An 18,524-nucleotide genomic window follows, 5' to 3' on the forward strand; every position below is an offset into this window, starting at 1 on the left:
CACATGCAGACGACGTCACTGACCGGCTTGACCGAACAGCACCTCGCCATCGCCCGGCAGGCGACCAGCGGGCGCAGCGCCCACACCGTGTACGGCGGACACGCCAACACGCTGCGGCAAACCCTCATCGCCCTGGCCGGCGGACAGAAACTCGACGAACACGAGAACCCCGGTGAAGCCACCCTGCAGGTGCTCCACGGACAAGTACGACTGCTCGCCGGCACCGACGAACACAGCGCAGCCACCGGCGACCTGCTGACCATCCCCGACGCCCGGCACAGCCTCGAAGCCGTCAACGACAGCGTCATCCTGCTCACCGTCGCCAAGACGGGCTGACCAGCCACCCCGGTTGCGGAATCGTCCTTTCGCTGCCAAGTACCCGGACGCGTCAATAGCATCCGATCAAGGTGCCATCGCAACGAGAGGACCACAGCTGTGACCGCCGTTTCGGACAACCGGGTCGCTACCGCCGATCACCAGGAACTCGTGCGGAGACTCGCGGCTCCAGACGATGCCGAGGTAGCCGCCCTCGACGCGTGGTGGCGGGCGAACAACTACCTGACCGTCGGGCAGATCTATCTGCAGGGCAATCCGTTGTTACGGGAGCCGCTGACCAGTGAGCACATCAAGCCACGTCTACTGGGGCACTGGGGTACCAGCCCGGGACTGTCGTTCGTCTACGCCCACGTGTCACGTCTGATCAAGCAGACCGGTCAGCAGGCGATCTACCTGGCCGGCCCGGGGCACGGCGGTCCCGCGCTCGTCGCCGCGAGCTACCTCGAGGGCACCTATTCCGAGGTGTACCCGAAGGTGAGCCTGGACGAGGACGGCCTTCTGCGCCTGTTCCGCCAGTTCTCCAGCCCTGGCGGCATCCCGAGCCACGTCTCGGTCACCACGCCCGGTTCGATCCACGAGGGCGGCGAGCTCGGCTACGTGCTGGTGCACGCCTTCGGCGCGGTGATGGACAACCCGGATCTGCTGACGATCGCGGTGGTCGGTGACGGTGAGGCCGAGACCGGCCCGCTGGAAGGCTCGTGGAAGGGCATCTCGTTCATCAACCCGGAGCACGACGGCGCCGTCCTGCCGATCCTGCACCTCAACGGCGCCAAGATCGCCGGGCCCACGGTGCTGGCCCGTAAGGACCCGGCCGAGGTGCGCAAGCTCTTCGAGGGCCACGGGTACGACGTGCTCGAGGTCGAGGGCTCCGACTTGCCGGGCATGCACCACCGTTTCGCGGCCGTCCTGGCCGAGGCGTGGAACAAGATTCGCAGTATTCAGGAGTCGGCGCGCAACGGCAGCTGGGACGGTCAGCGTCCGCGTTGGCCGTTGATCGTCATGCGTACGCCCAAGGGCTGGACCGGTCCGGAGAAGATCGACGGGATCACGGTGACCGGCACTTGGCGGTCCCACCAGGTGCCGCTGTCCGGCGTCAAGGGCAATGAGGGCCATCTGCGTGAGCTCGAGAAGTGGCTGAGGTCCTACCGCCCGGAGGACCTGTTCGACGCCACCGGCGCGCCGGTCGCCGAAATCAGCGGCCTGTCCCCCGCCGGTGACCTGCGGATGAGCGCCAGCCCGCACGCCAATGGCGGCCTGCTTACCCGCGACCTCGACATGCCCGACTTCCGGGACTACGTCATCGACGTGCCGCAACCCGCACAGGGCCGCGCCGAGTCGACACGCAAGCTGGGCGAGATGATGCGGGACATTTACACGCGTAACCCCGACCGGTTCCGGCTGTTCTGCCCGGACGAGACGAACAGCAACCGGCTCGGAGCGATCTTCGAGGTCTCCGACCGGGCGTTCATGGAGGGCGTGAACGAGGAGGACGTGAAGCTCAGCCGCACCGGCCGCGTCATGGAGGTGCTCTCCGAACACAACTGTCACGGCTGGCTGGAGGGCTACAACCTCACCGGGCGGCATGGCATGTTCGCCACGTATGAGGCGTTCGCCATGGTCAGCGCCTCACAGACAGTCCAGCACGGCAAGTGGCTCCAGGAGGCCTCACATCTGGCGTGGCGGGCCAAGGTGCCGAGCCTGAACATCCTGCTCACCTCGACCGCCTGGCGCAACGACCACAATGGCTTCTCCCACCAGGGCCCCGGTCTCATACAGGTGGTGCTCAACCAGCGCGGCAACGTGGCCCGGGTCTACCTGCCTCCAGACGCCAACACGCTGCTATCGGTCGCCGACCACTGCCTCCGGTCGAGGTCGTACGTCAACCTGATCGTCATCGACAAGCAGCCGCAGCTGCAATGGCTCGACATGGACCAGGCGATCGAACACTGCGCCCAGGGTGCCGGCATCTGGGAGTGGGCCGGCACCGACGACGGCACCAGCGACCCCGACATCGTGCTGGCCTGCGCCGGCGACGTGGTGACCATGGAGACCGTGGCGGCCGCGCAAATCCTCACGAGGAAGCTGCCGCAGCTCAAGGTCCGGGTGGTCAACGTGGTGAACTTGATGACCCTGCCCCGGCCGAAGGACCATCCGCATGGCATGAGCGAGACGATGTTCCGCGAGCTGTTCACCGACCATGTCGACGTCGTCTTCTCGTTCCACGGCTACCCGGGCGCCATCCACCAGCTCGTGCACGGGCGGCCGGATGCCGACCGGTTCCGGGTCCGCGGCTTCATCGAGCAAGGCACCACCACGACACCGTTCGACATGACGGTCCGCAACCAGGCGTCGCGTTATCACCTGGTCATCGACGCGATCAACAACGCGAAGCGGCTGCCGTCCGGCGCCACCGAGCTCAAAGCCTGGTGCGAGAAGCAACTGGCCAGGCACGAGAAGTACGTCGTCGAACACCTCGAGGATATGCCCGAGGTCCGGGACTGGTCGCTGGGCGACTGGGCCGAACATTGACGTCTCCTGCCCGCAACCCTGCCGACGGTTTGACGGCAGGGTTGCCGCCGGGTCAGCCGCGGTATGGGCACCAGTCAGATGCGGGTGTGCTACTCGTCGACGAACCCACCAGCGCTCTGGACCACGAACGAGGCGCCACCATCATCGACTTGATCACCCGCCTCACCCACCAGCAGGCCACTGCCACCGTCCTGGTCACCCACGACCGGACCCACCTCACCGCAGTCGACCAGATCGCCGAGGTCCACGACGGCCGACTCACCCTGCCGGCACTCACGCAATGAGCACGTGGGCCCGCGGTCACGGGCAGCGCGACGGCCGCCCCGCCAACAACGACGTGACCGCCTCGGCGAACTCCGCACTACGCATGTGACCTGCGTAGGCGCGGAATGACGGAATCCGCCACCACAGATCCGGAGCTTCGTCGGGCAGTCGTCGGCGGCCGCCCAGGCGTTCGTCCCACCGGTAGGCGATGCCGGCTGCCGGCAACCAGTCGCTCATCGCTTCACGACTGACGTGCGGATGAGCCCGGCTCCCGGGATAGCGCCGCACGTCCACCAGACGAGCGACACCCGCGCCGCGCAGCACAGCCGTCAGTTCGGCTTGCTTCGCGGTGCCGTGTCCGATGGAGATCAGTGCACGTGCCATGGCTTCATGGCGATTCTATCTTTTCCGAGGCTTTCATGCAGATGACGGGTCCACGCGCCGTTACTTTCCCGCGACGAGTGCAGATTGCCGATCGTCGGCAAGTTCTGCCCTCGATTCTTGGCCGACGCAGCGCCCTGTCGACATGACGACGAACAGGCATGCTGAAGACAGACAGCTCGGAGTCGTACGCGGTGAAGGAGGTCCGAATGGTGAGCACTTGGCCTGCTCAACGCTACTTCTTACCCGTGGCTGGCTCCTCCCGTCGGAGTCGGCGAGTTTCCCGTTTCGTTGACGTTCGAGGTCTGCGACCGGCCTGAGGCAGCACTGTTGTCCTCGCGTTCGGTTGACGGGCTTCAACCCGGTGAGCTTCACCGCCACACCGGAACCCGTAAACGCGGGTTGCCACGGCCGGGTCGCACGTCATGCCGTCGAAGGCGTGACGTCCGTATCCATGAGGTACGCCGTGATCGAGGACATTTCTGGATCGGACACCGCTTCGCCGACGAGCGGCGTCATTCGCCATGAGAATACGAAGAGAGGTCACCGTGACTGTGTCGCCCGGCTCCGCCGCTACCCGGCCCGGCAACGGAGGTCCGATTGCCGTGCCACTGGCCGGCAGCGGTGTTCCTGCGGCCGTCGCGGTCGACCTGGGCAGCGCCTGTACCCAGGTGTGGGCGTCCCGGCAGGGCAGTGTCAGCGCCGCGACCGGCGACTCGTTCGATGTGGCCGGCGGCTTGGTCCGGCGGGGTCACATCCTCGACGAGGCGGGGTGCATCGCTCTGCTGCACGATCTGGTTCGTCGTTTTCCAGAGCCGATCGCTGCTGGTGGTGTCGTGGTGGCCTGCCGTCCCGTGCAGGCGACCATGACCGAGCAATACGCGTTGCGTCGTGTGGTGAGCGCCGTGTTCGTGCCTTCCCGGCTGCTGTTGATCGATTCGGTGCGTGCGGCCGCCATGGGCGCCGGTGCTGCCGTCGGGACACGGCTCATCGTTGATGTCGGCGCGCAGTTGACCGAGATCGCGCTCGTGGATCACGGTCGCGTCGTCGCGGCCCGGCGAATCGACATCGGCATCCGCGACGTCAGCCTGGGTGCCCCCGTGGATCTGCTGGCCGACATCGTCGTGCGTGCTGTCGCCGACCTGCGCGGCGCGATCGGCATCGAGGAGCTCGCTTTCCCGGTGGCCGGCGGCATGCTGCTGGTCGGTGCCGGCGGGCTCCACCCCGGCTTGTCGGGCCGGCTCGCCGATGCGTTGCGGGTTCCGGTGCGGTGCGCGGCGTCGCCGCGCACCGCTGCGGTCAACGGGGCCGGCTTGGCCGCGATGTCCGTCCTGCGCCATCCCGCTGTCTGAGGCGGCAACACACCGCCATGTCGTCACTGGAGCATCCCGCGAGAGAACGGACAGGCATGTGACTGCCATCGTGCATGACTCGGCCGAGGCCGACGCCGGGGTCTTCCCGCAACTGCTGCGCGACATGCTGGAGGAACGATTCGCGATCCACACCAATCGACTGACCGAGCTCGTCGTGTGCGAGGCGCTGCCCCACCACGGCGGTCGTGATCCACGCATGCTGGCAGCTTCGATAGCAGCGTCGCGGCAGGCGGTCGCCGATACCGCCCATGCGTTGCAGCGCATGTCGCAAGGAACCTACGGCCGCTGGCAGAGCTGTCACAGGACCATTCCGTGGGGCCGGCTACGTGAGCTACCGGAGGCCGACTTCTGCGTCCCCTGCCAGCGCACCCGGTCGCTGCGCTCAGTACTTCCCGCACATCAGTAGCCCCATCGTCGGAGAAACCGTCACGTCCACGCGGCCACAAGGGGAGGAAACGTGCATCCTGTCGTCAGAGCGCACCGAACCGGTGGTCAGCAGACTCTGTACCCGATCGGCGAACTCGACGCCGTCGTCGCCGACCACTTCGAGGTCATGGTAGCCACCGCGTTGGCCGACGACCGGCTGACGGGTGTCGTCGTCGATCTGTCGGCGGTGACGTTCCTGGATTGCGCCGGCATCGGCGCCCTCATCGCCGGCCGGCACGCGGCGCTGCGATCCGCGAAGGCGTTCGATGTCGTCGGCGCCAACGGATTGCCGCGCCGGGTCCTGGAGCTCACCGGAACGCTGACCCGTCTTCGGGTCACCCCGCCGTCTCGGGAATCACCGTTGCTGGAGACGCCGTTGGCGCGAGTTTGACCTCGAGTGTTCGCGGACGAAGCGCCGCTTCGGTCAGGACCGACGATTTCCGGCTCCACCGCGCATCCACAGCCACTTTCCTGCCGCCGATATCGCTGCACGCCGGCCGTCGAGCCGGCCACCGCACGGCCTCGATGCCTGTGGGCAGCCGGCGATAGTGCAGCACTACGTCACTACGGAGGATCCCCCCATGAACGCTCCTGTGGTCGTCGGCTTCGACGGATCGGCAACCGCCCGCTCCGCTGTCCACTACAGCGCCCGCGAGGCGAAGCGCCGCGGTTGCGCCCTGCAGATCACCCATGCCCTGAGCTGGCCGGTGATCCTGCCACCGTTTCACGCACCCTACGATCTGCACGATCAGGGACCGCGTGCGGCAATGCTCGATCTGCTGGCGAAGGCCGCGCACGAAGTCCAGGAGGAGCACACCGACCTCTCGGTGACCACCCACCTGCTCGACGGGTCGGCGAGCGCGATCCTGCTCGACGCCTCACGATTCGCTCAGCTGCTCGTCGTCGGGCATCGCGGCTCGGGCGGGTTCGCCGGGCTCCTGACCGGATCGGTCGCCACCCAGGTCGCCGGACACACCCGCTGCCCGGTCGTCATCGTGCGCGGCGAGGACCAACTGTCCGACGATGGGCCGATCGTGGTCGGCACCGATGGCTCCTCGGGATCCCGCGCCGCTGCGGAAGCCGCGTTCACGCAAGCTCGGCTCCGCGACGCCGAGTTGATCCTCACGTACCATTCGGCACGCAGAAGTTCCGCAGGCGCGATCGCGACCAGCACCCTGCCGTTCTGGGCCACCGTCGGCGATTCCGCGGCCGGCACGCACGGCATCAGCGCGCAATACCTGAGCGTCGAATACCGCACCGAGGTCGTCTCGGGTGATTCGCCCGCCGCAGCGTTGATGACCTTCAGCCAACGCGTCGCGGCCGGCCTGCTCGTCGTCGGTTCTCGCGGCCTGGGCGGATTCAGCGGATTGGTGATGGGTTCGACATCACGCAGCTTGATCGAGCACGCGCCATGCCCGGTGATGGTGGTTCCGTCACCACGCGACGCGGACTGACGGCCCCGGACCAGTATTCATCAGGGTCGTTGCCGATGCGACATCGAGGGTGAGGAAACGGTCATGCTCAATGATGCGGACAGGCGCCGGTTGGCCGAGATCGAGCGGGAACTGCGAGCGCAGGACCCGTCCTTCGCCCAGCGTCTCACCAGCGCGACACCTCGGTCGCCGGCGCAGTGGTGCGGTATGGGCGCTACCGGCTGGCTGTTGACGGCGGCTTTCACCGCGTGTCTGGCCCTGCTACTGCAGAGCGGCCCGGTGACGGTGATCGCGTTGCTGGCCGCCTGCCTCAGCATGGGTCTGTGGGCGGCCGACGACAATTCTCGTCGCTGAGACGACATCGTCCGAACCGCGCGGCGGCAACATCCCGTGCGGATGCGGCCTGAATCGACCACGGCCGACGTCAGGATGGCGTCGGCCGGCGACGCAAGGCTCAGGATCGTCACCGCGACGACGCGGTGCTACCGAATCGACAGCGGCCGGTCGCGACCGTTACGACGGATCGTGCCGCGTCGGCGCCGGTTCGCCGACGAAAGGACAGGCGTGATGCGGGTCTTGCTGGTCGCACCGCCCGGAGCCGGCAAAGGAACTCAGGGCGCTCTCATCGCCACGCACTTCGACATTCCACACATCGCCACCGGTGATCTATTGCGTGACCACGTGGCCCGAAATTCCGAGCTGGGACGGTCGGTGCGGGAGCATCTGAGCCGAGGCGAGCTGGTCCCGGACGGGATCGTGCTCGACATGGTGCGTGCCGCCTTCATCGAGGCCAAGGCCGACGGCGGCGGGTACGTGCTCGACGGCATGCCGCGCAACCTGGCGCAGGCGCGGGAACTGTACGAGATCGGCCGCGGTCTGGAGATGACCGCGAACGTGGCTCTGCACCTGAAGGCGAACGACGAGGAGCTAATCCGCCGGCTGCTAACGCGGGCGGTGCTGCAAGGTCGGTCGGACGACACCGAGCCGGTCATCCGTCGCCGGCTCACGCTGTATCACGAGGTGACCCATCCGATCGTCGACTGGTACGCCTCGCGAGGCATCCTCGTATCGGTGGACGCCGTCCGGCCGGTGGAGCAGGTCGCCCGGCAGGTCCTCACCGCGCTGGAGGCGATGCGGCCGCTGGTCCAGCACGTTCCGGAACACGCCCGGCGCTCGGTCGATCTCACCGGCCTGGGCGCGGCTTTCGGCCGGAGCTGAACCGGGCGTGTCGGCAATGCGCCGGTGGTCAGTACCGCAGTACCGCCGCCATCGTCGCGGTGTCCGGCATCCGGTCGCGAGTCACGGCGTACACCGTGCCACCGTGCCGCAGAGTCGACACGGCGGCGAAGTCCCGAGGGTCGTCATCGCCGGTGTCGACGTGCAGTCGGATGGTACGCGCGGTGCCGCCGGGTGCATCGGTTCGGACGAACAGCGTCTCGACGCGGCCCTGTTCGGCGGCGGTGCAGACCGCCGTGGCGTCGGTGCAGGTGCGGCCGGTTCCGTGCAGTTCCCGGTAGATCGCCGCCGCGGTGGTCTCGCCGGCGCGCAGTACCGGTTCCGCCAGTGGCCAGGCGAGCCGGTGCAGCTGTTCGGGGCTCAGGTCGCGGGGATTGCCGTCGATGCCTTCGCGGATCAGCCCGGGATGGGTGTTGACCTGCCGATAGAGGGCCTGCGTCGAGCGGACACCGGCGAGTATCAGCGGAACGTCGTCGACGGACAGCACGTCGCGCAACGCCTGATCGGCCCGCCGGAAGTGCTGCAGGATCAGGGGGGTGTGGTCGTCCTGGACGCCGTGGAAGACGGCACGGCCGGCCGCACCACCGCGGTCGGCGACGAAGGCGTGTACCGGTGCACGGCGGCGGGGCATGGTGAGCCACACAGCAAGAGGCAGCCCGTCGAGGGCCATCTCCTGCAGAGTGTGGCGTGAGCCTCGCAACAACCGGATCTCGTCCTGGTTGAGTGCCAGGACGTAGAAGTCGCCGGCGGCACCCAGCAGAGGCAGCAGCGGCCTTACCAGGAAACGGTCACCGACGGCCACGAGTTCGGGCAGCCGCAGCGGAACCTGGAACTGCCGGACACCGCTCTGCTCGCAGAACAGGGCCAGGCCGTCGCCGGGTGGCTGTGAGCGTCGCGGTTCCTTCAACAGCCGGCGGGCCGGCGCCAGTACGAGCTGCGCCGTGGCGGCCGACACCCCGTCGGCGTGTAGTGCCTGCTCGGCTTGCCGGAGAAGACTCTTGATGCGGAGGCCATGGCGATCATTTCCCGCGTCTGGTCCGGGTGTGGGCAGGAATACCGAGACACGGTGACCGCCGCGTTGCTCGGAGAGCCCGACCAGTTCCTGCGCGTTCAGCGCGTTTGACAGTTTCATCCTCGCCTCTCCACGGAAGCAGTGGGTGACCACAGGCGCAGATTTCCGCGCCGGTGACATCGCGTGACCACCAGCCTGGTCGTTGCGGGTGCCGCCGGGCAGGGCCACCGCTGGCCGATCCGGGCCGTTCAACCTGCCGATCGACGGCAGGTTCATGCGAACGCCCGGCAACGCAGCCCGAGAGGCATCTACCGTCGGTAGACCTTTCTGTCGCCTTGTGTGACTGTCGCTGTCGGTTGACAAAGCGATCCGATGGCGTGCTTGGTGGTACGCAACCCGTACGGCAGTTCAGGGTCCGTGACGTGATGACCAGCGACGTGGTAACGAATGCTCGGCATCGCTTACTGATAATTGCCGACGCTCGGCAATGACGACGGTTGGATGTCACCGGCGCGGGCCCTGTCCGCCGCCGCACCGGCGCGGTCAGTATGGATGGCGGACGCGTCAAACGGTCACCGAGACCGACCGGCCGTCCGGGAGACAGGCGCCGTCGTGGTGCCGGAAAGTGGAGGAGCGTCATGCAGTGGAGAGTGCGCGAGGTGATGACGGCCGACGTGCTCACCGTGGCCTACGACGCCGCCCCCGCTGACATCGTCGTGGCCATGATCTCGTACGACGTCAGCGCACTCGCCGTCGTCGATGAACACGACCTCGTGCTGGGCATCGTCACCCGCACCGACGTACTCGAGGCCATCACGATGCGGGCACCCGATCAGCGTCCGCGGCTTCCGTGGCGGCGGCCCGTCGTGACACCGGACTGGGCGGTGACCTCGGCCGGGCAGATGATGAGCGCACCGGCGCTGACCGTGGAACCGGACGCGACGCTTGCCCAGGCCGGCCGGTTGATGCGCCGCCACAAGGTCAACCGTCTGCTGGTCACCGGAGCGCATCGGCGGCTCCTGGGCATCGTCACCGTCGCCGACCTGCTCACCGTGCACGACCGCGCCGACGAGGTCATCCGCGCCGACATACGACAGACGCTGGCGGGGCTACCCGTTCATACCTTGCCCTGGACGTGCATGACGGCGTGGCTACTGTCGCCTCGACCGTTTCTGACGCCTGGTTCGCGACACTGCTGACCTCGCTGATCCGCACGGTTCCCGGCGTGTCAGCGATCCGTGACGAGATCACCGTCGACCCGCCCCCGCTGTCGTCTGCCGTGCCGGCGTCGGCAGTCCAGCCGTTCGACGGTTGGTGGCCGGCGCGTCGCCCACACCAGGACAGCCGTCCCTTGTCCACAGCCGCCGCCGCACACCGCTGACCGCCGGAAGGAATGCCATGAATGAGGCACTTCGCTGGTCCCTGCTCGCCGCGCTGGTCATGATCGTTCTGCTGGTGGTCTCGGTGCGGGTGGTCATGGAGTACGAGCGTGGGGTGGTGTTCCGGCTGGCCGGGTCGCCGCCACCCGCGGCTCCGGCCTAACGTTCCTGATCCCGTTCGTCGACCGGATGGTCCGGGTGTCGCTGCGTACCGTCACGATGAACATTCCCCCGCAGGACGTCATCACCAAGGACAACGTGACCGTCAAGGTCAACGCGGTGGCCTACTTCAACGTCGTGGTGCCCCTGCTGTCGGTCACGGCGGTCGAGAACCACGTCGTCGCCACCTCCCAGATCGCCCAGACCACGCTGCGCAGCATCCTCGGTCAGGCGAACCTCGACGATCTGCTCGTCGACCGCGATTCCATCAACCAGCGACTGCAGACCGTCACCGACGAGATCACCAGCGCATGGGGGGGTGTCCCTATGGGTTCTGTCAAGCAGCGAGTGCGAGCTTTTCTACCGGTTTGGGCTGGTAGTGAGTGCGGGTTCGAAGCATGGCGTGCAGGACGTCGATGCGGCGGCGTGCGAGGCAGATGAGGGCGGCGTTGTGTTTCTTGCCTTCCGCTCTCTTGCGGTCGTAGTAGGCCCGGCTCAAGGGGTCCGACAGTGCGGCGAACGCGGACAGGAAGAAAGCGCGTTTGAGCTGCTTGTTGCCGCCTTTGGGTGGGTGCTCGCCGCGGATGCTGGTGCCCGAACGGCGGGTCACCGGAGCGAGGCCGGCATAGGCGGCCAGGTGGCCGGAGGTGGGGAACGCGGTGACGTCGCCGACTTCGAGCAGGATCCGGGCTGCGGTCCTGACCCCGACGCCCGGCATCGAGATCAGGACCGAGGAAAGAGGGTGAGCATCAAGCATCCCCTCGACTTGCTCAGCCACCTGTTCTCGCTGTCTCAGCAGGTCACGCAGACTATCGGCAAGCTTCGGCAGGATCGTCTCGGCTGCTGTAGTGCCGGGAACGACCACGGTCTGAGCGTGCAGGGCAGTGAAGATCTGCTCAACGAGGCGGGCACCCATCCGCGGCGCCCGTGACTTGACGATCTCCGCGAGTTTCGAGCGTCCAGCCTTGCGTAGCCCCGCCGGGCCGCCGCACCGCGACAACAGTTCCAGCACTGCCGTGTGCTGGACTTTCGGGCCCAGGACCCGCTCCAGCGGTGGGTGGATCTGGGTGAGCAGACCGCGGATCCGGTTGCTGATGCGTGTCACTTCACCGGCGAGGTCGTCGTCGTAGCCGACCAGCATCTCCAGCTCGGCGAGGGTGTCGTCGCCGGCGTCGACGCGGCGCAGCGTGTGCGGCAAGGTGCGGGCGGCATCGGCGATCACGTAGGCGTCACGGGCGTCGGTCTTCGCGGTGCCCGGGTGCAGGTCAGCGAGCCGGCGCATCACCAGACCGGGCAGATACGCAATCTGGTGCCCGCAGGCCCGGGCGACTGCGACGGGCAGGGCACCGATCGAGGCGGGCTGGTCCACCACCGCGAGGATCCGGCCATGCCGGCCGAGCTTGTCAAACAGCTTCCGCAGCCCAGCCTCGGTATTCGGCAACACCGCGTCATGCAACCGTTTACCCGCCAGGTCTAGTGCGACCGCGTGATGGTCGGTCTTACCGACGTCCAGGCCGAGGAACACGCCGTACTCGTTGGTCACGTCCGGTCTCCCACGATGTCCACCATGGGCTCGGCCGCTGGTCACAGCGTCGGACTGCCGGCAGCCACGTTACGGAGAGACCTACCCAGGTTCGGGTGGCCGGGTCCCTATCAGCGGTCTCCCGACGCCACCCGGCCCGGCGACAACACCCCCCGGATCATGCGTACGACAGACCTCCGATAGCGCGAAGGGTCAAGTCCCAGCGGTTATTCGTGGGCCTTGCTGTGTTGCCATCAGTAATGTCCGGCGCATGCTCGTGCACCAGTACGCCTACTTCGCGCTCTCCTCGAATCAGGTGTCGGCCGCTGAGATCACCGCGCGGTTGCTGATTGATCCTGATGAGGTCGTGACACGCGGCAGCCGTCACGTGGAACCTGTGCGACCCGCTTCTCACAGCTGGAAGATCGTTTGCCGTAAGCCAGGGCTGACGGTGGAAGAGCAGATCGCCAGCATCGTTGATCGGCTGTTCGCATACGCCCCGATGATCGGCGACGTCGCGACCGAGCTCGACCGGATTGATGGCATGCCGGGTGCAGCGACCATGCAGGTCGTTCGGGTGTTTGAACATCCTGCACCTAAGGCTGAGGAACTCAGCCGCCCTGTCGACGTTCCGGCCGAGCCGCTGGAGCAGCCCTCCCTGCTGGGCTGGCGTCTGAATGCCCGGACCTTGACGTTCCTCCAGCTCACCCACGCTGAGCTAGACGTCGACGAGTACGGCTACTGATCTCGACGATGTGTCCATCAGGTGGTGGCCTCTTCCAAGGTGCCGAACGCCTTGGCCTCGTCGTAGAGCTGGCCGGTGGTCAGGCAGTGGTGGAGCTGGCCGAGCAGTCGGTTGAACAGGTGTCGCAGGGCGGCCGGGTGTCGGTCGCCGCGGTCGCGTCGTTGGTCGTAATGGGCCCGCGCTGGTGGGTGGTTCGTGATGGCCATGAAGCTCCAGACGAATCCGGCGGCGGCCAGCCGGTCGTTCTTGATCCGACGGTGGGTGATCGAGATGCTGCGGCCTGATGCCCTCGTGACAGGTGCCGAACCGGCGTAGGCCTTCAACGCACGCGCGTCGCTGAATCGGGCTCGGTCGTCACCGATCTCTGCCAGCACCCGGGCGGCGCCCGTTTCGCTAAGCCCCGGGAAGCTGACAAGGATCTCATAGTCGGGGTGCTGTTGGAATGCCGCCGTGACTGCCTCGGCGAGCCGGTCGACGTTGTCGCATGCGTTGTTCAAGGTGGCGAGCAGCGCCAAGGCTTGAACGCCCATGGCCTGCTCGATCAGCGGCGGCTGTCGGAGCTGGGACCGTCGGAGCGCTTGCTTCAGGTCGGCGGCGGCCGTGTCGATACCGCGTTGTCGGCCGGCTCGGCGCAGCGCGGCCGCGATCTGGGCTTTCGTCAACCGGGCGCCAGCGGATGGCGTCGACGCGATCGCCAACACTGCTCGGGCGGATGGCGTCGCCAGGTTGGTGGTGCTGCCTGCGAACGCTTCGAGAAACGAGGGGTAGTACTCCCGCAGGACAGAGCGCAGTTCTTGGACGGCTCTGGTCCGCTGCCATGTTGCATCCTGGTGTGCGCGGGCCAGGACGGCGATGGCGCGGGCCAGCTCGCTGTCGGCCGGCAGTGCCCGGTGCACGTGACGGTCGGTGCGCAGGATGTTTGCCAGGACCATCGCGTCGGCGTGATCCGACTTCGCCCTCGACACCGAGTGTCGTTCGCGGTAGCGGGCTACCGCCATGGGGTTGATCGCGAACACCGGTCGTCCGGTTTCCCGCAGGGCCGCAACCAGCAGGCCACGAGGTGTTTCGATCCCGACTGGGATCGGCGTGTCTGCGCTGTCGCCTGCCGCGGCCAGCATCTCGACGAGCTGTGTGAATCCTTCGACGCTCTCCTTGACCCGCTTCTTGGCGACCAGTTGTCCGGCCTCGTCGATCAAGGCCACGTCGTGATGTCCTTCGGCCCAATCGATGCCACAAAATACCTGCACCAGCGGCCCTCCTCCCCAGATCTGCCCTATCAGGCGATGCATTGGCTGGTCAGAACCCTGGCGAGAACGCGCGGCGACCTAATAGCGAGGCTCTGGGCCTACCCTCCGATGAGCCGTTCGCGATCCCAGCGACACGCACGATCCCCGGTCTTGCGTCAGAGCTCAGCGGCTCAGCATGAATGAGGTATCGACCGTGCGGGCGGGCTCGAACCACGAACAGCAACCTGCCTCTACGAGCGGAGCGACGGCGGTCCGGACACGCCGACAACGCGCCGGTCTACCCAAAGGACTGAACGTCCAACTGACCCCAGGCGTCAGCGCGACGTCTCCGGACCGCCGACACGAGGTGCTCGATTTCCCGTCGTCCGTCTGTCGTGAGACCTCATAGATCAAGGGCAGTAAAGACGTCCAGGAATCTCACCGAGCACCCCGTTCGCCCTCTATTAGGGGCAGTAAGTCATACCGGACCGAGCGACCGAGCAGTCCCCGGCTGGGGACGACCAAAAAGGTAACGGGTGAAGGTGACCCTGGTCGAGGTCAAGGACGTCGAACTGCCTGACTCCATGCGCCGGGCGATGGCCCGTCAGGCCGAAGCCGAACGTGAACGGCGAGCCAAGGTGATCCACGCCGCCGGTGAACTCGAGGCCGCCGACGATCTGGGCCGCGCCGCCCAGGTGCTGGAAGAACATCCGGCCGCGATGCAGTTGCGGGTGCTGTCCACGATGGCCGAGATCACCTCCGAACGCAGCTCCACGCTGATCTTCCCGCTCCCGGTGGAACTGCTGCGACTCATCGACACGCTGCACCACAAGCTCGGCGGCATCGGCAAGGCCACGGAGCAGAACGGAACCGGACGGGGCAGCACCGAGACCGCCGCCGTCGAGCACAGGCCCGTCGATCACCATGAACACCGACAGGCCGACGACCGCGAACCTGTACGGGCGGCCGGCAGATGACGTATACCGTCGCCACGACCGGCAATGCCTGAGCCTGTCTGACCACTGAACGGGAGCACACGTGAACGACGGTGCACGCCGCGACCCGCGGCCGACAGCGGCCGGCGAGCGACGGACGACGGACGACGCCGACGGCCAGTGGCTCGCCGACGTCGCCGCCGGCGCCAGCCGTGACGCCGGCAACGTGCCCGTAGCGCTGCTCGGCGACTACCTGCCGCTGCTGGCCGACGCGGCCATCACCGGCCGCAAACCCAAACGTGCCGAACTCGACGCGGTCGAGGCACTCGGCCGCAAAGCGGCGGAACAGGGCATCTCCGCTGGCCGGGTAGTGCAGCTCTACCTGTCCGCCGCCCGCCGGCTGTGGCAGGACCTGCCGGAGGTCGTACGCAGCCGCGACCGTGAAGCCGTCCGCGCCGCCGCGGCCGCGGTGCTGCAGGTCGTCGATGACGCGGTCGCCACCCTGGCCGAGGGCTACGCCGTCGCCCGCCGCGACCTGGTCCGCCGCGAGGAAACCCTGCGCCGCGAACTCATCGACGACCTGCTGCGCGGCGACTCCGACCTCGGCGCCCTGGTCGGCCGTGCTGAACCGTTCGGCCTCGACCTCGCCCGCGTCCACCAGGTCGCCCTGGCCGCACCGAGCCGGCGGCTGCCCGACACCGACGCGGCGATCACCGCTCTGGAAGCGGTCATCTTCGACCGGCTCGGGGACCGCGACGTGCTCGTCGCGACCAAGGACGGACTCCTGGTCGTCCTCGCCCCCGCCGAAGCCACGGATTCCGACAACGCGCCGGACGGTCATGACACCCGCAACGACCTCGGACAGCTGATGCACGACCAGCTCCGCAGGCTGCCGCGCGGTCGCCCCTGGCGCATCGCCGTCGGCCGGCCCCACCCCGGCCTCTACGGCATCGCCCGCTCCTACGAGGAAGCCCGCGAAGCACTGACCATGGCCGGCCGGCTCCGCGTACCCACCCCTGTGGTCAACGCCCGGGACCTGCTCATCTACCGGGTCCTGCTCCGCGACCAGCCCGCCATCGTCGAACTCGTGCACGCCGTGCTCCACCCGCTGACCCAGGCACGCGGCGGCGCCGAACCCCTCCTTGCAACCATGCAGGCCTACTTCGACACCGGCGGCGTCGCCACCGAAACCGCGAAACGCGTCCACATCTCCGTACGAGCGGTCACCTACCGGCTCGAACGCATCCACACCCTCACCGGCTACGACCCGGCCGACCCGGCCCACCGATTCACCCTGCAAGCAGCCGTACTCGGCGCCCGCGCCCTCAACTGGCCCGAACAACCACTACCCGCAGCAGGCTGACAAACGACCGCGCGACCGTCTGCTTGCCGACGCTAGCAATCAACAGGCGTGACAATGGTTCTCGCGGCGCCTGTCCTGCAGCCGCGCCAACGACGACAGTGGATACAGCAGACGCGGAACGGACCTGACGCTCCCATCGTCCGTTCCGCGAGTCGGCTCGCGCCGGCAGTCGCGCACCATCAAGCACGCCGCCGAAGGAGGAAGACGATGAGTTCCCCCGCCCGATCGGCACGGCGGACCGGCAGCGCGTCGGCATGGTCGTCAGTTCCGAGGTCGCGAAAGCCCTCCATGCATCACGACACCGAGCCCCTCGAGTCCAAGGAGGATGACCGATGCCGACACGGACGGCACCGCCGCTCGCCATTCGAGACGAACAGCGCGACGTCAATACGCTGGCTTGGGACCTGACAGTGCACCAGCTGCACCAGGCGTTCGCCCGATGCGCCTTTCCCAATCCGGATCGGGCCGGCGAATCCGAGCGCGACGAAGACCTCGTCCGGGTACGGATGGCCGCCGTACGGCACGCCGTCGAGGACATCCAAGCCGCCCTGCGGCGCATCGAGTCGGGCACCTACGGCATGTGCCAACAGTGCGGCTGCATCATCGCAGCCGACCGGATACGGGCCCGGCCCACCACCCGCTGGTGCACGGTCTGCCAGGTATAGCCCAACCCCGGCTGCTCTTACCTGAACGCAACGGAGGAACCACGATGGGAAACCAGACACGATCCACGCGTACCGAAGCGATCGGGACCGCAACAGGACCAGCGCCGCACACCGCACCGAACCCGAATTGGCGAGCCGATGACGTCGACATCGTCGAGGTCTGGGGCCAGGACTCCTTTCCCGCCAGCGACCCGCCCGCCAACTGGTGATTCACGGTCAACCCGAGATCGGTGGTCACGCCCCGTGGGGTCACCGCCGGGATCAGCCGCCGGCGGACGGGGCGTCATGACCGCAAGGGAGACTGTCGTCGGATCGGCGAACGGTGACGTTGCTGTCCGTTGGGCGGCACGTTCCGCGCGGCACGACGGGACGGTCATCTTGCAGCAGGGAGCCCGTGGCCCGGGGCCGACAGGACGAGCCGGCATCGACCAGCCTCGGCGAACGGGATCAGCTCCACGGCCGAGATTTGCGCGCCCAGCCGATTCAGAACGCCTTCGACGAAGCCGAGATGCAAGTCGCAGACCACCCGCCCGTGGGCGTGCACCGCTTCCAGGAAGGGACAGTTGCCCAGATCGACCGTCCGGTCGGCGTGCACCGTGTGCGGGGCGAATCCCACGCGATCCAGTTCCCGGACCAGCAGCCGTTTCGCCGCCGCCGGTGTCGCAGCATCCTGGGTCGGCTCGACGATCCGGCGGCCCCATCGCCGCCCGGCCTGCTTGGCTACGGTCACGGGATCGACGCCGGCGACGATATCGGCGAGCAGCATGTCGGCCAGCAACCGGTAGTCGCGCGGCCCCGCGGCCTGCGGCCCCGGCAGGGCCCGAAACAGCAGCGGAGGACGGCCGGGGCGGGCTTCGTGACCCGCGACGCGCTCAGCATGACCAGAACGGACCAGGGCGTCGAGATGGAACCTGACCGTATTGGGATGGGCCCGCAGCCGGCCCGCGATCGCCGCGACCCCGACGGGCTCCGGTGCGGCAGTAAGGAGGCGCAGGACTTCAGCGCGTCGGCCCGGCACCGGCGGGTTCTCTGCCACATCCCCTTTTATACAAGATACGTTTGGATAAACTCGAATGGTGGGCTCCACTACGGCCGCGACCGGAATAGCGGCGACCTTTGTCTGGCTCGGCATGATCCTGGCTATCTCGTTCCTCGAAGCTCCCCTGAAATTCCGTGCGCCAGGCGTCACCCTCGCGGTCGGCCTGTCCATCGGCCGGCTGGTCTTCCGGGCGCTCAACATCGCCGAAGCGGCCCTAGCCGTGGTGGTGATCGCCGCAATGACAGCCGGCTATCCCCGTTCCGCACTGATCCTGTCCGGCATCGCTGTGGCCGCGTTGATCACACAGCTGATCGCGGTCCGGCCACGCCTGCATCGACGCACGGCCGCCGTCCTTCGCGGCGACACCATCCAGAGATCCCACGCGCACCTGGCCTATGTGGCGCTCGAACTGGTGAAGGCCCCGGCGTTGCTGGCCGCCGGCGTGCTGCTGCTGGCCGGATGAATAGGCGGCCCACCGTTGCGACGTCAGTGTCATGCTGA

22 protein-coding genes are annotated in these 18,524 nt (G+C 67.5%); 17 read left to right on the forward strand and 5 right to left on the reverse strand.

The features are described 5' to 3' along the window. Positions 1 to 3 precede the first annotated feature (3 nt). From LPA41_RS14535 to LPA41_RS14545, 3 genes are all read left to right on the forward strand, one after another. Positions 4 to 336: a cupin domain-containing protein gene (locus tag LPA41_RS14535; RefSeq protein ID WP_229070892.1), complete on the forward strand. Its 333-nt coding sequence runs from the start codon at positions 4 to 6 to the stop codon at positions 334 to 336. Positions 337 to 435: 99 nt separating this feature from the next. Next, positions 436 to 2,865 carry a phosphoketolase gene (locus LPA41_RS14540; RefSeq protein ID WP_229070893.1) on the forward strand — a complete coding sequence of 810 codons (2,430 nt, stop codon included), beginning with the start codon at positions 436 to 438 and terminating at the stop codon, positions 2,863 to 2,865. 86 nt (positions 2,866 to 2,951) lie between these two features. Continuing rightward, entirely contained in the window at positions 2,952 to 3,149 is a 198-nt protein-coding gene (locus tag LPA41_RS14545; protein WP_229070894.1) for a hypothetical protein, read from the forward strand. Positions 3,150 to 3,165: 16 nt separating this feature from the next. Here the strand turns inward: LPA41_RS14545 and LPA41_RS14550 are convergent, their stop codons facing one another. Further along, the gene (locus tag LPA41_RS14550; protein WP_229070895.1) at positions 3,166 to 3,513 is read right to left on the reverse strand and encodes a DUF488 family protein; all 348 of its coding nucleotides are present in this window, start codon (positions 3,511 to 3,513) and stop codon (positions 3,166 to 3,168) included. 602 nt (positions 3,514 to 4,115) lie between these two features. Between LPA41_RS14550 and LPA41_RS14555 the strand changes: the two genes are divergently transcribed. From LPA41_RS14555 to LPA41_RS14580, 6 genes are all read left to right on the forward strand, one after another. Beyond that, positions 4,116 to 4,862: a rod shape-determining protein gene (locus LPA41_RS14555; RefSeq protein WP_229070896.1), complete on the forward strand. Its 747-nt coding sequence runs from the start codon at positions 4,116 to 4,118 to the stop codon at positions 4,860 to 4,862. Positions 4,863 to 4,920: 58 nt separating this feature from the next. Next, positions 4,921 to 5,289 (forward strand): TraR/DksA C4-type zinc finger protein, encoded by a 369-nt coding sequence (locus tag LPA41_RS14560; RefSeq protein WP_229070897.1) that lies wholly within the window; start codon positions 4,921 to 4,923, stop codon positions 5,287 to 5,289. A 51-nt stretch (positions 5,290 to 5,340) separates the two neighbouring features. Further along, positions 5,341 to 5,700 (forward strand): STAS domain-containing protein, encoded by a 360-nt coding sequence (locus LPA41_RS14565; RefSeq protein WP_229070898.1) that lies wholly within the window; start codon positions 5,341 to 5,343, stop codon positions 5,698 to 5,700. Between the two features lie 190 nt (positions 5,701 to 5,890). Further along, complete coding sequence (locus tag LPA41_RS14570) at positions 5,891 to 6,763, forward strand: universal stress protein (protein WP_229070899.1); 873 nt, start codon at positions 5,891 to 5,893, stop codon at positions 6,761 to 6,763. 63 nt (positions 6,764 to 6,826) lie between these two features. Continuing rightward, a complete protein-coding gene (locus LPA41_RS14575) occupies positions 6,827 to 7,096 on the forward strand; it encodes a DUF3040 domain-containing protein (RefSeq protein ID WP_229070900.1) in 270 nt (89 codons plus the stop codon). Between the two features lie 213 nt (positions 7,097 to 7,309). After that, the gene (locus tag LPA41_RS14580; RefSeq protein ID WP_229070901.1) at positions 7,310 to 7,960 is read left to right on the forward strand and encodes an adenylate kinase; all 651 of its coding nucleotides are present in this window, start codon (positions 7,310 to 7,312) and stop codon (positions 7,958 to 7,960) included. Between the two features lie 28 nt (positions 7,961 to 7,988). On the opposite strand, the gene LPA41_RS14585 is transcribed toward LPA41_RS14580, so the two are convergent. Further along, complete coding sequence (locus tag LPA41_RS14585; RefSeq protein WP_229070902.1) at positions 7,989 to 9,110, reverse strand: hypothetical protein; 1,122 nt, start codon at positions 9,108 to 9,110, stop codon at positions 7,989 to 7,991. Between the two features lie 530 nt (positions 9,111 to 9,640). Here LPA41_RS14585 and LPA41_RS14590 point away from each other — a divergent pair. The 3 genes from LPA41_RS14590 (at position 9,641) to LPA41_RS14600 (ending at position 10,969) form a co-directional block, all read left to right on the forward strand. Next, positions 9,641 to 10,189 (forward strand): HPP family protein, encoded by a 549-nt coding sequence (locus LPA41_RS14590; RefSeq protein WP_229070903.1) that lies wholly within the window; start codon positions 9,641 to 9,643, stop codon positions 10,187 to 10,189. Positions 10,190 to 10,388: 199 nt separating this feature from the next. Next, the gene (locus LPA41_RS14595) at positions 10,389 to 10,532 is read left to right on the forward strand and encodes a hypothetical protein (protein WP_229070904.1); all 144 of its coding nucleotides are present in this window, start codon (positions 10,389 to 10,391) and stop codon (positions 10,530 to 10,532) included. A gap of 8 nt (positions 10,533 to 10,540) precedes the next feature. Continuing rightward, positions 10,541 to 10,969 (forward strand): SPFH domain-containing protein, encoded by a 429-nt coding sequence (locus LPA41_RS14600; RefSeq protein ID WP_229070928.1) that lies wholly within the window; start codon positions 10,541 to 10,543, stop codon positions 10,967 to 10,969. On the opposite strand, the gene LPA41_RS14605 is transcribed toward LPA41_RS14600, so the two are convergent. Next, the gene (locus tag LPA41_RS14605) at positions 10,866 to 12,071 is read right to left on the reverse strand and encodes an IS110 family transposase (RefSeq protein ID WP_229070905.1); all 1,206 of its coding nucleotides are present in this window, start codon (positions 12,069 to 12,071) and stop codon (positions 10,866 to 10,868) included. The genes LPA41_RS14600 and LPA41_RS14605 overlap by 104 nt on opposite strands. A 250-nt stretch (positions 12,072 to 12,321) precedes the next feature. Here LPA41_RS14605 and LPA41_RS14610 point away from each other — a divergent pair, with 250 nt between their 5' ends. After that, the gene (locus LPA41_RS14610; RefSeq protein WP_229070906.1) at positions 12,322 to 12,795 is read left to right on the forward strand and encodes a DUF4279 domain-containing protein; all 474 of its coding nucleotides are present in this window, start codon (positions 12,322 to 12,324) and stop codon (positions 12,793 to 12,795) included. A 17-nt stretch (positions 12,796 to 12,812) separates the two neighbouring features. Here LPA41_RS14610 and LPA41_RS14615 read toward each other — a convergent pair whose 3' ends face one another. After that, complete coding sequence (locus LPA41_RS14615; RefSeq protein WP_229070907.1) at positions 12,813 to 14,084, reverse strand: IS110 family transposase; 1,272 nt, start codon at positions 14,082 to 14,084, stop codon at positions 12,813 to 12,815. Between the two features lie 473 nt (positions 14,085 to 14,557). On the opposite strand from LPA41_RS14615, the gene LPA41_RS14620 reads away from it, so the two are divergent. The 3 genes from LPA41_RS14620 (at position 14,558) to LPA41_RS14630 (ending at position 16,984) form a co-directional block, all read left to right on the forward strand. Further along, positions 14,558 to 14,998 (forward strand): hypothetical protein, encoded by a 441-nt coding sequence (locus LPA41_RS14620; protein ID WP_229070908.1) that lies wholly within the window; start codon positions 14,558 to 14,560, stop codon positions 14,996 to 14,998. Positions 14,999 to 15,059: 61 nt separating this feature from the next. After that, the gene (locus tag LPA41_RS14625) at positions 15,060 to 16,319 is read left to right on the forward strand and encodes a CdaR family transcriptional regulator (protein WP_229070909.1); all 1,260 of its coding nucleotides are present in this window, start codon (positions 15,060 to 15,062) and stop codon (positions 16,317 to 16,319) included. Between the two features lie 332 nt (positions 16,320 to 16,651). After that, a complete protein-coding gene (locus LPA41_RS14630; protein WP_229070910.1) occupies positions 16,652 to 16,984 on the forward strand; it encodes a TraR/DksA C4-type zinc finger protein in 333 nt (110 codons plus the stop codon). 373 nt (positions 16,985 to 17,357) lie between these two features. On the opposite strand, the gene LPA41_RS14635 is transcribed toward LPA41_RS14630, so the two are convergent. Next, positions 17,358 to 18,020 carry a metalloregulator ArsR/SmtB family transcription factor gene (locus tag LPA41_RS14635; protein ID WP_229070911.1) on the reverse strand — a complete coding sequence of 221 codons (663 nt, stop codon included), beginning with the start codon at positions 18,018 to 18,020 and terminating at the stop codon, positions 17,358 to 17,360. Between the two features lie 40 nt (positions 18,021 to 18,060). Here LPA41_RS14635 and LPA41_RS14640 point away from each other — a divergent pair, with 40 nt between their 5' ends. Continuing rightward, positions 18,061 to 18,486 (forward strand): hypothetical protein, encoded by a 426-nt coding sequence (locus tag LPA41_RS14640; RefSeq protein ID WP_229070912.1) that lies wholly within the window; start codon positions 18,061 to 18,063, stop codon positions 18,484 to 18,486. Positions 18,487 to 18,524: the final 38 nt, after the last annotated feature.

This window comes from Actinoplanes sp. DH11, from assembly GCF_020873875.1.
In the GTDB taxonomy this organism is placed as follows: Bacteria; Actinomycetota; Actinomycetes; order Mycobacteriales; family Micromonosporaceae; genus Actinoplanes.